This is a genomic window from Geomicrobium halophilum (assembly GCF_014207655.1).
Lineage (GTDB): Bacteria > Bacillota > Bacilli > Bacillales > Marinococcaceae > Geomicrobium > Geomicrobium halophilum.
This window is the reverse complement of record NZ_JACHHJ010000001.1, coordinates 1,387,145-1,401,464: the sequence shown is the minus strand read 5'-3', so window position 1 is coordinate 1,401,464 and position 14,320 is coordinate 1,387,145. Positions and strand designations below refer to the sequence as shown.

The following is a 14,320-nucleotide window of genomic DNA, read 5'->3' as shown; positions in this document are numbered from 1 at the left end:
TTCCTCGCAAAAGAAAATCACTGTTTCTTCGTGCGAGGAGGGTTCGAGGAAGAGGATTTGAGAGCCGCCAAATTTCTGCATCAGCTTGTGGGGTGAAGGAGGCCAGCGTTGTCACTTTCAGTGACACGCTGGCACTAGCGCCTCCGGCGCGTCGCACGTACCAAGAACGTACGCTCCTCGGAAAAGAAACCCACTTTTCCTTCGTGTGAAGTGAATACTTTGCAAGCAGCAGGATGCTCAAAGCTACGTCCCCTTGACTTATTCGGTTCTTTTTGGCCTCCTTAATGAACACGCACGTAAAGAACCATTACTGATCAAAAAAACTGGATTCCAAATATTAATCTACACGTAACTTAACGACATTGGTAATAGGGGAGTGTCGATTCGAACCATCAGGGAAATAAATATGAATCGGTCCATCTTCTTTCAGCGCCTTGCCTTCAGAAGAGGAAAAACAGGCAATCCAGGCTTTACCATCTGCTAATGGTGCAGATACTTCTTTATCGTCGGAGGTAATCGCTATCAGCCTGTCAGCTGAAGGCAATGGCTCTGCGTTTTCAATAAAAGGTTCAAGAATGATTCCATAGGAGCCCTCAATTGAGGCTTCTTTTTTCGTGCGAATCTGGTTTGTTTGAAAGCGCCTCGGTCCGGCATTATTCTCTTGCGATACATCCTTTTTATTGTCATGAAAGCCGAGAAAATACTCGTCCAAATTAAATTTACGATGATCAAAAATCCATGCTGTCGGGTCAATGGTAATGCTATGTTTGACTTCACCTGAAAGGTTAATAATAAAAGGGTCCATGTATGCTCCTCCTTGTCTCTCAACTTTTCTCATCCTAACATATTCATAAAGGCGACGTCTCCTTTGTACAACGGAATCAGAGTTGAAAGGCTTCACGGGCCGAAACTTATTATCTATCAAAAAAATAAGTACTAATAATTTTGATAAGCATGCTTGCAATTTAAGGGTATACCGGATAAGATAGGTCTAGGAGTTCAAACTGGAGGGATGCATGTGCATATGGAGACCGTGACTGACAACAAGGAGCAGGCCTACGCTGTTCTCAAAGCAGATGCGGAAAAGATCAGACAGCTGATTGAGGTTCAAATGGATAATTTAACAATGCCGCAATGCCCACTTTATGAGGAAGTACTGGACACACAGATGTTTGGACTTTCACGGGAAATAGATTTCGCTATTCGCCTTAATTTAATCGACGAACAGTCAGGAAAACATATCATGAGTGAGTTAGAAAGAAAATTAGCCGTATTACATGAAGCAACAGTAAATAAATAATGCCAATTCTATTTTATATAGAGTTGGTTTTTTTTATAAGAAGGTGTTTTAAAAATTAGGGAGACTTATTCAAGGAATTCCCTTTCTAGGAGCGGATGATTGAGAATGGAATCGGAAACTATAAAATAGAGTGGTATCTATTTGTTATAAATGCTATCATATGAGAAACTGTTATAAACTTTAGAAAAAGGGAATGGAGGAAGCCAGTTGAGTCAATTAAAAAACATTAACAAAGTTTTAGTAGCTAATCGTGGAGAAATAGCAATTCGTATTTTCAGAGCGTGCACGGAATTACATATTCGTACAGTCGCCATATACTCTAAGGAGGACACAGGGGCGTTTCACCGTTATAAAGCAGATGAAGCGTATTTAGTAGGGGAAGGAAAAAAACCGATCGAAGCATATCTGGACATTGAGAACATCATTTCACTTGCTAAACGCATAGATGTTGATGCCATCCATCCTGGGTATGGATTTCTGGCGGAGAACACTTATTTTGCCGAGCGGTGTGAGGAAGAAGGCATCATTCTTATTGGACCCAAGAGTGAGCATCTGCATATGTTTGGTGATAAAATTCGTGCTCGGCAGACGGCGATTGAAGCCGGAATTCCTGTGATCCCAGGTAGCGATGGTGCGGTTTCCGGTGTGGAAGAAGTGGAAGCATTCGCAGACGCCCATGGATACCCCTTTATTATTAAAGCAAGTCTCGGTGGTGGCGGTCGAGGTATGCGAATTGTCCGAAATGCTGAAGAGTTGCAATCTTCGTATGAACGTGCATGTTCGGAGGCGAGGTCAGCATTTGGCAGTGATGAGGTATATGTGGAGAAACTCATCGAGGAACCAAAGCATATAGAAGTACAAGTTCTCGGAGATCACAAAGGGAATCATTTACATTTATATGAAAGGGATTGTTCAGTACAACGACGTCATCAAAAAGTCGTCGAAGTTGCCCCCAGTTTGGCACTTAAAGAAGAGCTTCGAGATGACATTTGTCAAGCCGCCCTTGATCTTTCCCGCAGTGTAAATTATCTAAATGCAGGAACGGTTGAATTTCTTGTAGGGGACGATGGATCGTTTTACTTTATTGAAGTGAATCCCCGAATACAAGTAGAACATACGATTACGGAAATGGTTACAGGCGTTGATATTGTTCATGCCCAATTGTACATCGCTGATGGTTTATCCTTGCACAGTGACATTATTGGGCTCCCGCAGCAAGAGGATATAACGGTGAATGGTTATGCCATTCAGTCGCGCGTTACAACAGAAGATCCCGAACAGGATTTCATGCCGGATACAGGTAAGATTATGGCTTACCGTTCTAGTGGGGGCTTTGGTGTGCGCCTTGATGCAGGGAATGGCTTTCAGGGAGCTGTCATCAGTCCGCATTATGATTCCTTACTTGTGAAAGTTTCGACATGGGCACTTACATTTGATGTGGCTGCAGCTAAAATGTTGAGGAATTTACGCGAGTTTCGAATTCGCGGAATTAAAACGAATATTGCGTTTTTAGAAAACGTCGTGCAACATCCGCAATTTTTAAAAGGGGAGTACAACACATCATTTATCGATGAAACGCCGGAGCTATTTGTCTTCCCGCGTCGAAAAGACCGTGGTACGAAAATGTTAACGTTTATCGGTGAAACGATTGTAAATGGCTATCCAGGCCTGGAACATGAGAAAAAGCCGATACTTTCAACGCCGCGTCAGCCAACGGTTAATCGCGATGAACCCATTCCGTCTGGAAGTAAGCAAATTCTTGATGATCGAGGAGCAGATGGGCTCGTCCAATGGCTAAAAGATCAGGATCGAACATTATTGACGGATACAACTTTTAGAGACGCTCACCAATCCCTGCTTGCAACGCGTATCCGAACGCACGACCTTCAAAAGATTGCAGAACCGACTGCGCGGATGCTGCCACAGCTATTTTCAACGGAAATGTGGGGAGGAGCAACCTATGATGTTGCTATGCGTTTCTTGCATGAAGATCCATGGGAACGCTTGATTACCCTTCGTGAAAAAGTGCCCAATGTCTTGTTCCAAATGCTCTTACGTGGAGCTAATGCTGTTGGATATAAGAATTATCCCGATAATGTCATTGAGGAATTTGTGAAAACTTCTGCACATGCAGGTATCGACGTCTTTCGGGTATTCGATTCACTCAATTGGCTCCCGGGGATGACTAAAGCGATTGAAGCAGTAAGAAATACTGGTAAACTTGCGGAAGCTGCCATTTGTTATACTGGGGATATTCTTGATGAAAATCGCCAAAAATATAATTTAAATTATTACAAAGAGCTAGCGAAAACACTTGAATCCGAGGGGGCACATATTCTCGGAATTAAAGATATGGCAGGGTTATTAAAGCCGGAGGCAGCTTATCAATTGGTAAGTGAGCTGAAAGAAACGGTTGATTTGCCGGTTCATTTGCATATGCATGATACCAGTGGTAACGGGGTGTTTACGTATGCACGCGCGATCGATGCAGGTGTGGACGTGGTTGATACGGCTATTAGCAGCATGGGAGGATCTACATCGCAACCAAGCATGGAGAGTCTCTATTATGCTTTAAAAGGAACAGGTAAGGAACCGGACATCGATGTAAAAGAAGCAAGCAGGTTGAGTAACTATTGGGAAGATGTTCGCGGCTATTATCAAGGGTTTGAAAACGGATTGATCGCTCCCCACCCAGAAGTTTATGAGCATGAAATGCCAGGTGGTCAATACAGCAATTTACAACAACAAGCACAAGCAGTTGGCTTAAAGGGACGCTGGGATGATGTTAAGGATATGTATGCAAGAGTAAATACTCTTTTTGGCGACATCGTAAAAGTGACCCCATCTTCGAAAGTGGTTGGGGATATGGCGCTCTATATGGTGAAAAATAACCTTACTGAAGAGGATATTTTTGCAACAGGGAATTCCCTGGACTTCCCAGAATCGGTGGTCGAAATGTTTAAAGGTGAAATTGGCCAGCCACCTGGGGGCTTCCCTAATGAACTCCAGAATATCATCTTAAAAAATCGTGAACCTTACACCGATCGCCCTGGTAAGCATATGGAACCTGTAGATTTTAACGAGGTGGAAAGCGCCCTTTATGATGAACTTGATCGCGAAGTGACGGCTCACGATCTTATGAATTACACGATGTATCCCAAAGTGTTTACGGAGTATGAGCAGTTTAAAAATTATTTCGGGGATGTTTCTGTCCTTGATACACCGACGTTTTTTTATGGACTACGGCTAGGTGAGGAAATCGAAGTGGAAATTGAAGAAGGGAAGACATTAATCGTTAAGCTCATTTCTATCTCGAAAGCCTCTGAAAATGGGAACCGTATCGTTTATTTTGAATTTAATGGTCAACCACGAGAAGTGATTATTAAAGACCGCAGCATCGAGAGTACGGTTAAGGAAAAACCAAAAGCAGAAAAGAAAAACCCGAACCATATCGCTGGAACGATGCCAGGAACCGTTTTGAAAGTACTGGTGAAAGAAGGCGAAGAAGTGAAGAAGGGGGACCAGCTTCTCATTACCGAAGCGATGAAAATGGAAACGACTGTACAAGCTCCACGTGATGGTGTTATTAAAGCCATCCATGTTGACAATAGTGAAGCAATTGAAAGCGGGGATTTACTCATCGAAATTTCCGACTAAGGGAGAAAAAAAGTGGAAGTCTAAGGCTGAGGACGTGAAAGGAGAGCGGCGATGGACATTCGGAAGCTACGTGAAGATGAAAAAAGAGAAGCAGTTAAGCTAGGAGCATTCGCTTTTCAGGAAGAGTTTTCTGAAGAACAGACTACAGAAATCATGAACCGAATGGTCGCAGATAACATTTGGGTGGCCGTTGAAGATGAGCTAATTCTATCGAAAGTTGCCGTTCTCCCCACCCGCCTCTGGCTGTACGGTACATCTCTGCCCGCAGGTGGTATAACGAGCGTATCCACGTGGCCTGAGGGACGAAGAGGGGGAAATGTTCGGAAGTTATTGAAACAAAGCTTACTCGATATGAAATCCCGCGGCCACGTCCTATCCCTTCTTGACCCATTTGCAATAAGTTACTATCGCAAATTTGGTTGGGAGTTATACTGCGATCAAACGACTGCGGTTATGAAAAAAGAAGAATTTCCTGTTCCCAGCAAAAGCGGGAAAGGAAAATTCCGCCGCGTCAAAGATGAGGATTGGCAGATATTTAGTGAAATATATGATAAGTACGCCATGAAATACACCGGAATGATCGACCGGGATGAGTGGTGGTGGAAAAATATTTTATTAAGTGCACGCTTTAAAGATAAACGGCGGATCGTTTATCAGAATGATGAAGGAAAAGACCGCGGATATATTTTCTATAAAGTTAAAGAAAATGTTTTGAAGGCCTCTGAGTTTGTAGCTGTTGATCAAGAGGCCGAGTCAGAATTGTGGAGGCTCGTTGCCAATCATGATTCAATGGTTGAAGAAATGAGAATAACGATGCCGAATGATCTACACTGGCGCTTTTTTATGAACAATCCGGATGCTCTTGAAGAACGCAGGACTCATTTTATGGCTCGTATTGTAGAGCTGGAAAGCTTCTTAACCCATTTTCCTTTTCAGCTTGAAGAGGGAGAACAACTTACGATTGCCGTAAACGATGATTTTGCTGAATGGAATACAGGGACGTATCGGGTGACGAAAACAAACGGCGAAATGGTGGTTCAAAAGAGCCCATCGATAACCGGTCCTGTATTGGAGACTGATATTAAAGGGATCGTTCCCTTCCTGTTCCGCTATGTAGACGGGGAAACACTTTTCAGCCGAGGGGTTTTAAAAGGCCCCGAGGCTGCAGTCACGTTGTGGGAAAGGGCGATTCCAGAAGGAAAGCCATTCCTATACGACGCTTTTTAAAGACTAGCTCATAGAAAAAAGGCTGCAGGAAAAATTGTCTTCCTTACAGCCTTTTTTCTAATATGCTCGGTTACGCGTAACAATCATTCCCATGTAACAAAGAACCGTAAAGAGTATCGAGACTACCAGCGAGTGGGTTAACGCGGTTGCTATATAAGCATCTGGAAAGAACACAATCAGAACACCAGCAGTCGCCTGTATGAGGACGAGTAGAAACACTGTAATACCGCTGCCCGCGAGCATGCGACTTTCTTTGCGGTAACGCAGGGATTGAATGAGAAGGATAAACAAAAAGACGATTAAAAGAATCGCTGCAATGCGATGTGTCATTTGCACACCGGCTTGGAAGCCGAAAAACTCCCCGCTGCATCCCGGGAATTGATCACAGGCGTATGTGGACCCTGTATGCTTTACATATGCACCGCTATAGATGACCGCATACGTATAGGCGAGCACAAAAAATAAATAACCGCGGAACCCTCGTTTTACACGAGGAGCAGGTCTTTGTTTACCATCCTCGAATGCGAGTGTAGTTAGTATCACTACGGTAGCAAATGAAATCGCAGATATTCCGAAATGAAGGGCAAGTACAAGGTTTGAATGACCGAATATGACAGCTGCTGCCCCCATTAATCCTTGAAAAATAATGAAAAGGACAGCCATTAAAGCCCAGAATTTCGTTTCGCGTATATGCGATAGTTTTTTCACAGACCAAATCGCCAATATAACCACAAGTAAGCCGACCAAACCGGAAACCAGTCGGTGGCTATATTCAATTAATGTTGCAATGGCTGGGGAAGATGGGACGAGTTCCCCAAAACAGAGCGGCCAAGTTTCTCCACAACCATCTCCGGAGTCTGTTTTTGTAACAACAGCACCCTGTAAAAGTACAAGCAGCATCCCTATTGAGGTTATTATGCCGAAAAATTTTAATCCTTTATTCAAGCCATCACCTTCTCTATTTTGTATATCAAGAGTCTTTTTAATGATGGTTGGCATCTTAAAAAGTACTGACAAGCGTTATACATTGATGATTCAACCTGTAACGATTCCTTTTATATGCCGACTACAGTTGCGTAGGTAAACATCCGTGTTTGATCTCGTCATGATTATATCATTACAAATAGGAGACATAAAAACAACGCTCATTGAAAATAGTAAGAACAATAAGCACAGAAGTCAATTTTTTAAAGGTGAACATTTAATGGCATTTTCATTATGAATGTCGAAAGAAAAAGTTTTTCTAATGAAAGTATCACTTTTTTAAGCTATAATGACACTAATGCATAAATCCCCTTCCGATTTTGGCTAGTAATATAGTAAGATAGGATGGGGTTTGTATGGAACAGTTTGTCGTTATTAAATGGCAAAAACTGATCGGTTGTGTGAAGGGGGTGAAAAGGATGAAGTCAAACACGGCAGTAAAAACATCATCTGAAGTAGTTGAAGACAATCAGACTGCAAAAACAATAGAAAAACCGTGGAAGGCTTACTTTGAATTAGCGAAATCAGGCATTGTAATCTCAAATTTACTCACGGCATTTGCAGGATTTTACTTAGCAGCTATATATACCGCCGGATATGATTTGGGTGCCAATGTCCACATCCTTTTATTAACGATGTTAGGCTCAGCGCTGGTGATCGCTGGAGGATGTACCATAAACAATTATATAGATAGGGACATCGATCCTTTAATGGATAGCAAAAGCGAGCGTCCGACGGTGAAAGGAACGATTGAACCTAGAAAAGTGCTTTATGCCGGCTTGATTGAATCAGCGGTAGGTGTGGCAGTCCTGCTAATGATCCAACCAATGGCTGCGATCATTGCAACCATCGGCCTGTTTTTATACGTGGTTGTTTATACCATGTGGTTAAAACGTACCCACTCTCTTAATACCGTTGTGGGAAGCTTTGCAGGAGCTGTTCCCCCGCTAATTGGATGGGCGGCCGTAGACCCAGGTTTACACATGTATGCTTGGTTATTGTTTGCAGTTATGTTTATTTGGCAGCCTCCGCATTTTTTGGCGTTAGCCATGATGCGAGTCGAAGAATATCGTAAAGCTCGTGTACCGATGCTACCGGTTATCGCAGGTTTTAATATGACCAAGCGTCAAATTCTCGTCTACATCGCAGCTTTGATCCCCATTTCCTTACTGCTCTATCCCTTTGGGGTTATTTACACTGTGGTAGCTGCAGTTTTAGGTTTTGGCTGGTTAGCATTAGGAGTCATAGGTTTGCGTTCCCAGGATGAGCAAAAATGGGCACGACACATGTTTTTGTATTCTCTTAACTACTTGACAATAATATTTGTATTGATGGTTGTCGTTCATTTGTAAACCCTGTGCAATTGATTACAAACGCCCGAAGAGGGTAAACTCCTCTTTTGGAGTTTACATATGAAAGCAGCTTCTCCTCGATAATCAAACAAAGTTTAAATGTTTTATTACGATTAAGGAGATACTGATATTTAAATGATTGAAAGAAAGAGGGGTTAAACATTCATGAAAGGCTGGAAAAGCTTCTTGCGGTTTACACCGCTCATGGCCATCCTCCTGCTGCTTGCAGGCTGCGGTGAGCAACGGTTAACAGCATTGGATCCGATGGGGCCGCAATCGCAATGGATATTCGATAATATGATGTTAAGTCTGTATGTAATGGCCATCGTAATCATTGTGGTCTTTGTGCTTTTCTTTATTGTCGTCGTGAGATTTCGACATAAAGAAGGGGATGATGAGTATCCAGAGCAGGTTCATGGCAGTACGAAACTTGAAGTCGCCTGGACAGTTATTCCACTTTTCCTTTTAGCTATTCTTGCTGTTCCTACGATTACGGGTCAGTTCTATTTGGCTGATACAGGGGTCGACGCTGAGGAAACAGATGTAGCAGAGGATGAAAGTGAAGAAGTTGATGAAGAAGATATTGATGAAGAAGCATATGTCATTGAAACAACCGGCCATCAATTCTGGTGGGAATTCGATTACCCTGAAGGATTCACTGTCGGTAACGAAGTTTATGTTCCTGCAGGTGAACGAATTACCTTTCAATTAGAAGCGGAAGATGTGATCCACTCATTTTGGGTTCCTGCACTTGCTGGTAAAGTGGACAATATACCGGGAGTGTCCAATTACTTGTGGCTTGAAGCAGATGAGCCTGGCGTTTATCAGGGGAAATGTGCAGAACTTTGCGGTCCCTCACATGCACTTATGGACTTCAAATTAATTGCGCTCGAACCAGATGATTATGAAGCTTGGGTAGAAGAAATGCAACAAGAAGAAGAAGAACCCGAGGAAACATTAGCGCAAGATGGACGTGAACTATTTGAACAAGAAGGGTGTATCGGGTGTCATGCTACCGAAGGGGCAGGATCTGCCCAAGGACCGACCTTGACAAACTTCGGGGATCGTGAAACAGTTGCAGGTTTCCTCGAAGCAAATGATGAAAACTTAAGAGATTGGATCCGGGATCCCGGTGCCTTGAAACAAGGGGCGAATATGCCAGCATATCCTGGTCTTGAAGATGAAGAGCTGGATGCGATCATCGCTTACCTTAACTCGCTAGAGAAATTAGATGAAGAAACGAAAGAAGAGCTTGATCGGTAAACGTTCAAGTGATGCTTAAAGGAGGGAAACAGACGTGGTAAGTGAAGCTACAAACACGCGTCAAAAAAGCGTGCTTTGGGATTGGTTGACAACCGTCGACCATAAAAAAATTGCCATCTTATACTTAATCGCGGGTACGCTCTTCTTCCTCAAGGCTGGAGCGATGGCTGTTATGATGCGTGTACAGCTTATAGCACCGGAGATGGAGTTTATAAGCGGGCAAACGTTTAATGAATTTATTACTATGCACGGTACGATCATGCTGTTTTTAGCAGTAACACCGATCTTGTTTGCATTTATGAACTTTGTTGTACCGCTACAAATCGGCGCGCGTGATGTTGCTTTTCCATTTGTAAACGCACTTGGTTTTTGGCTGTTTTTTTTCGGTGGAGTGTTGTTAAGTCTGAGCTGGTTCTTTGGTGGAGCTCCAGATGCTGGCTGGACATCTTATGTACCACTCGCCAGCCGTGAATTCGGTGGAATCGGCATTGATTTCTATGTACTTGGTCTACAAGTATCTGGACTTGGTACACTCGTATCGGGAATTAACTTTATCGTTACAATCATTAATATGAGGGCTCCAGGAATGACGATGATGCGTATTCCGTTATTTTGCTGGACGACACTTGTCACATCAATTCTCATCGTCTTTGCCTTTACACCGCTTGCTGCTGGCCTTGCGTTGCTAATGCTGGATCGGATTTTTGATGGTCAGTTCTTTATACCAGGCGAAGGCGGAAATGTTGTTATTTGGCAACATATCTTCTGGATATTTGGCCACCCTGAAGTGTACATTCTTGTACTTCCGGCTTTTGGGATGATTTCAGAAGTTATACCTGCTTTCTCAAAGAAAAGACTTTTCGGGTATACCGCGATGGTTTTTGCAACCCTAATTATTGGTTTCCTAGGATTTATGGTTTGGGTTCACCACATGTTTACTGTTGGTATTGGCCCAATTGCAAACTCCGTATTCGCAATTGCTACCATGGTCATTGGTGTACCCACCGGGATTAAGATCTTTAACTGGTTATTTACCATGTGGGGAGGCAAACTAACGTTTAATACTGCAATGCTTTTTGCAGCATCCTTTGTACCTACATTTGTACTCGGTGGTGTAACAGGGGTTATGCTCGCGATGGCACCAGTCGACCACCTTTACCATGACACGTATTTCGTTGTGGCCCACTTCCACTACATTATCGTTGGCGGTATTGTTCTTGGGATATTTGCAGCATTATTCTACTGGTATCCGAAAATGTTTGGGCATAAACTCAATGAAACACTTGGTAAAATCATGTTCTGGCTGTTTTATATCGGGTTCCATCTCACGTTTTTCGTCCAACATATCCTTGGGCTTATCGGTATGCCAAGACGAGTGTATACGTATTTAGAAGAACAGGGAATGGACACGATGAACTTTATTTCCTCCATTGGTGCTTTTATCATGGCTGCAGCAGTTGTTATCTTGATCATTAATATCATTTATTCAGCACTAAAAGCTGAACGCATTACTGTTGATGACCCGTGGGATGCGCGTACATTAGAATGGGCAACACATACTCCTGTCCCAGAGTATAACTTTGCGCAAACCCCGCAGGTAAGATCATTAGATCCGCTATTTTATGAGAAGATTCATGGGAACGGCAAGATGAAACCAGCAGAGCCTATGGATGAGATCCATATGCCGAATGGATCGTTTATCCCGTTCATGATGAGCTTAGGCTTGTTTATTGTAGGGTTTGGGTTCATTAGTTTCCACTTAGATCTATTCATCTCACCGTATATATGGATTGCAGTTGGCGGAATCATTACCTTCGGTTCGATGGCTATGCGTTCCATTAAAGATGACCACGGATACCATATACCGAAAGAAACCGTGGAAGAAATGGAAAAGGAGTTGAGCTAACCGATGGCAAATTCAGCTGATCTATCGAAAGGGCTTCCTGCCAACCCGGAAAAAGCGACGCTCGATGGCAAAAATAAATTTCTTGGAGCCTGGGTTTTTTTAGCAGGTGAAACGACAATGTTCGCTGTCTTCTTCGGTACGTACCTGGGACTCCAAAGCGGTACGGCCGGAGGACCGGAGCCCTCAGAAATTTTTCAACTACCACTTGTATTTATTATGACGATGTTGCTTTTGACAAGTTCATTGACAAGTGTAATGGCTATATACGCGATGAAAAAAAACCAGTTCCAAAAGTTGAAACGGTGGATGTGGATCACTGTTGCACTAGGTGCTGTATTCCTAGGGTTTGAGATTTATGAGTTTGTGGAATATGTTGAACACGGTCTTGGTTTTACGACGAGTGCGTTTGCATCATCTTTCTATGCCCTCGTAGGTCTACACGGTGCGCACGTATTGTTTGGTCTTTTATGGGCTACTCTCTTGCTCGTACGTAATCGAAACGCAGGAATCACCCTAACAAATGCACCGAAATTTTATGTGTTTAGCCTTTATTGGCACTTTATTGATGTTGTTTGGGTATTCATCTTTTCTGCCGTATACTTGATGGGAATAGGAGGATGAGCGTAGATGGCTGAAGACATGGAACAACCATTTGAGAAGAGTTCAATGTCTAACGAAGAAAAACGGAAGATTAACCGCGAACAGCGCGTACAAATGATCGCGTTCGCGGTAATGATTGGTTTAACATTGCTTGCGTTTATTGCTGCCGGAAGCGATATGCTGCCAGGAACATTTACAATCCCGTTTATTCTTTTACTAGCGGTTGTGCAGTTGTTTTTACAGTTATACTACTTCATGCATTTAAAGGACAAAGATCACGGCTGGCCGAATTCATTCATGATATCGGGTCTCGTGCTCACAGCACCTACGATCGTCGCTTTAATGTTGTTGATTGGTATCGTGAAATTTTAATGTAAAAAAACAGGTTAACCAACCATTGGGTTAACCTGTTTTTTATCTTTAGCTATACGTATGGGAAGGACTAGGCCTCTGCTTAGAGTTTAAGAACTCTTTGGTTGTTACCATCACACTAGAAACGACGAAAGGTTTTGGCTTTTTGGTGTCGCTTCTTCGATTTGACGTCTCGTCCCGATCGCGGATGGCCATTCCACGGTAGAAAATGTTTGATAAATGGTAGTTGCAGTCTTAGCGTTTTATAATGCATACAATGCAATTGAAAATTTTAAAATGTCGTCTTCAACAGTTGTATCTTAACCCCCTGGCTTAAGTTATACACTAGGGGGAGCAGCAATTTATCCCTCCCCCTAAAGGAGGGGGCTTTCTCGCTAAAGACCTGCAATGTCATGGGATCGTCAAATGCCGGTTTTGGAGCTGTACTTTTATTTTTAGTATAATGGTGGATAAGGAGGTTGACTTTCATGAATCAAATAACGGATTCGCAAATCAAGGGGAAAAACTATATACCACTCGTTGCTACATTAACTGTGATTATTAATGGGCTCATTGCCGCTCTTTTTTTTCTGGATGGTGTAAATGCAACCGCACCTTTCGATGTTACGTTACTACCTATGCTCAACGCCATTTACAATAGCTTTACGACTGTCTTCCTGCTAGCAGCGCTTTACGCGATTTTGAAAAAGAACATTAAGGCCCATCGTCGGTTCATCTATGCAGCCTTAACAACGACCACCCTATTTCTAGTCACATACTTAGCTCATCATGCCTTATCGGAGGCTACTGTGTATGGTGGGGACGGTATAATGGCAGGGATCTATTATTTCATTCTCTGGACACATATTCCATTGGCAGCAATTATAGTCCCGCTCGCGTTGTTTTCTGTCATCTGGGGCTTCACGAACCAGCTTCAAAAGCATCGTAAAATTGTGCGCTGGACCATGCCCTTATGGTTATATGTTAGCATTACCGGTGTTTTGATTTACCTTATGATTTCCCCTTATTATTCGTAAAGAGGGGGCAGTCTTAAAAGGGTCTAAACGTTGGCTGAATACCAAAATAATCCCGTATCACTTTGAAAGTGGTACGGGATTATTTTTTAGGTGATTTTAACGATCAAGTGGGGGACTTCGAAGAATGCCTTTTGATATCGTCCCCTGATCAAATCGCCTTAGTCATACAATTGCTCGTCAACGGCTGCTAGTTTTTGCTTGCATTTTTTAATAATCTTATCCGGGAATTCCAAATCATCACTGTATTCTACACCGTGAGGATAATAATGACGCCCTAGTATAGGTGTCATTAATTTCACGAGTGTATCATCCCCGGGGATATCTCCGTGAACAGCGAAGGCGGGAACACGTAGATAAAAGGTTCCAGGATCACTCTCGTCAGGCATTTTGTAATCAAAAGTTACACGCTCGTAATCCCACTGTTCCGCAAAAATGAAGCCTGCCTGTTCCATCACTGGTATTAAGTTACCGAATTTTACTTCTTTGTCAGGAAAATTAAAATCTGTTAACTTCAAAGGTTTACCTCCTCAACAACTCTATCCACTTTATCTTATTATGAATTTGCATATTATGCAATCAAACGCAAATAGAGATTGGGCGAACATGGACTACTCCATGTGCGTATAGTACGGTAGGTAAGGTT

Annotated in this window: 12 protein-coding genes; 9 read left to right on the top strand and 3 right to left on the bottom strand. The window is 42.8% G+C overall.

All coding sequences use genetic code 11. The annotated features are described in order from the left end of the window. Positions 1-337: 337 nt before the first annotated feature. A complete protein-coding gene (locus tag HNR44_RS06825) occupies positions 338-805 on the bottom strand; it encodes a peptidyl-prolyl cis-trans isomerase (protein WP_184403315.1) in 468 nt (155 codons plus the stop codon). A gap of 207 nt (positions 806-1,012) precedes the next feature. On the opposite strand from HNR44_RS06825, the gene HNR44_RS06820 reads away from it, so the two are divergent. From HNR44_RS06820 to HNR44_RS06810, 3 genes are all read left to right on the top strand, one after another. Continuing rightward, positions 1,013-1,300 carry an Fpa/YlaN family protein gene (locus HNR44_RS06820; protein WP_184403314.1) on the top strand — a complete coding sequence of 96 codons (288 nt, stop codon included), beginning with the start codon at positions 1,013-1,015 and terminating at the stop codon, positions 1,298-1,300. A 207-nt stretch (positions 1,301-1,507) separates the two neighbouring features. Next, positions 1,508-4,957: a pyruvate carboxylase gene (pyc, locus tag HNR44_RS06815; protein WP_184403313.1), complete on the top strand. Its 3,450-nt coding sequence runs from the start codon at positions 1,508-1,510 to the stop codon at positions 4,955-4,957. 51 nt (positions 4,958-5,008) lie between these two features. Beyond that, positions 5,009-6,184: a GNAT family N-acetyltransferase gene (locus HNR44_RS06810; RefSeq protein ID WP_184403312.1), complete on the top strand. Its 1,176-nt coding sequence runs from the start codon at positions 5,009-5,011 to the stop codon at positions 6,182-6,184. Between the two features lie 57 nt (positions 6,185-6,241). Here HNR44_RS06810 and HNR44_RS06805 read toward each other — a convergent pair whose 3' ends face one another. Continuing rightward, positions 6,242-7,129 carry a COX15/CtaA family protein gene (locus HNR44_RS06805; protein ID WP_184403311.1) on the bottom strand — a complete coding sequence of 296 codons (888 nt, stop codon included), beginning with the start codon at positions 7,127-7,129 and terminating at the stop codon, positions 6,242-6,244. 458 nt (positions 7,130-7,587) lie between these two features. Here HNR44_RS06805 and cyoE point away from each other — a divergent pair, with 458 nt between their 5' ends. The 6 genes from cyoE to HNR44_RS06775 all read left to right on the top strand — a co-directional run bounded on the left by cyoE (position 7,588) and on the right by HNR44_RS06775 (position 13,677). Further along, entirely contained in the window at positions 7,588-8,520 is a 933-nt protein-coding gene (gene cyoE / locus HNR44_RS06800; RefSeq protein ID WP_184403310.1) for a heme o synthase, read from the top strand. Positions 8,521-8,685: 165 nt separating this feature from the next. Further along, a complete protein-coding gene (coxB, locus tag HNR44_RS06795; protein WP_184403309.1) occupies positions 8,686-9,783 on the top strand; it encodes a cytochrome c oxidase subunit II in 1,098 nt (365 codons plus the stop codon). Positions 9,784-9,817: 34 nt separating this feature from the next. Continuing rightward, on the top strand, positions 9,818-11,689 hold the full coding sequence (gene ctaD / locus HNR44_RS06790) for a cytochrome c oxidase subunit I (RefSeq protein ID WP_184403308.1): 1,872 nt from the start codon (positions 9,818-9,820) through the stop codon (positions 11,687-11,689). Between the two features lie 3 nt (positions 11,690-11,692). After that, positions 11,693-12,310, top strand: coding sequence for a cytochrome (ubi)quinol oxidase subunit III (locus HNR44_RS06785; protein WP_184403307.1), 618 nt, complete (start codon positions 11,693-11,695; stop codon positions 12,308-12,310). A gap of 6 nt (positions 12,311-12,316) precedes the next feature. After that, entirely contained in the window at positions 12,317-12,661 is a 345-nt protein-coding gene (locus HNR44_RS06780; RefSeq protein ID WP_184403306.1) for a cytochrome C oxidase subunit IV family protein, read from the top strand. A gap of 467 nt (positions 12,662-13,128) precedes the next feature. Then, on the top strand, positions 13,129-13,677 hold the full coding sequence (locus HNR44_RS06775) for a DUF420 domain-containing protein (RefSeq protein WP_184403305.1): 549 nt from the start codon (positions 13,129-13,131) through the stop codon (positions 13,675-13,677). A 158-nt stretch (positions 13,678-13,835) separates the two neighbouring features. On the opposite strand, the gene HNR44_RS06770 is transcribed toward HNR44_RS06775, so the two are convergent. Continuing rightward, positions 13,836-14,192 (bottom strand): YugN family protein, encoded by a 357-nt coding sequence (locus HNR44_RS06770; protein WP_184403304.1) that lies wholly within the window; start codon positions 14,190-14,192, stop codon positions 13,836-13,838. Positions 14,193-14,320 lie beyond the last annotated feature (128 nt).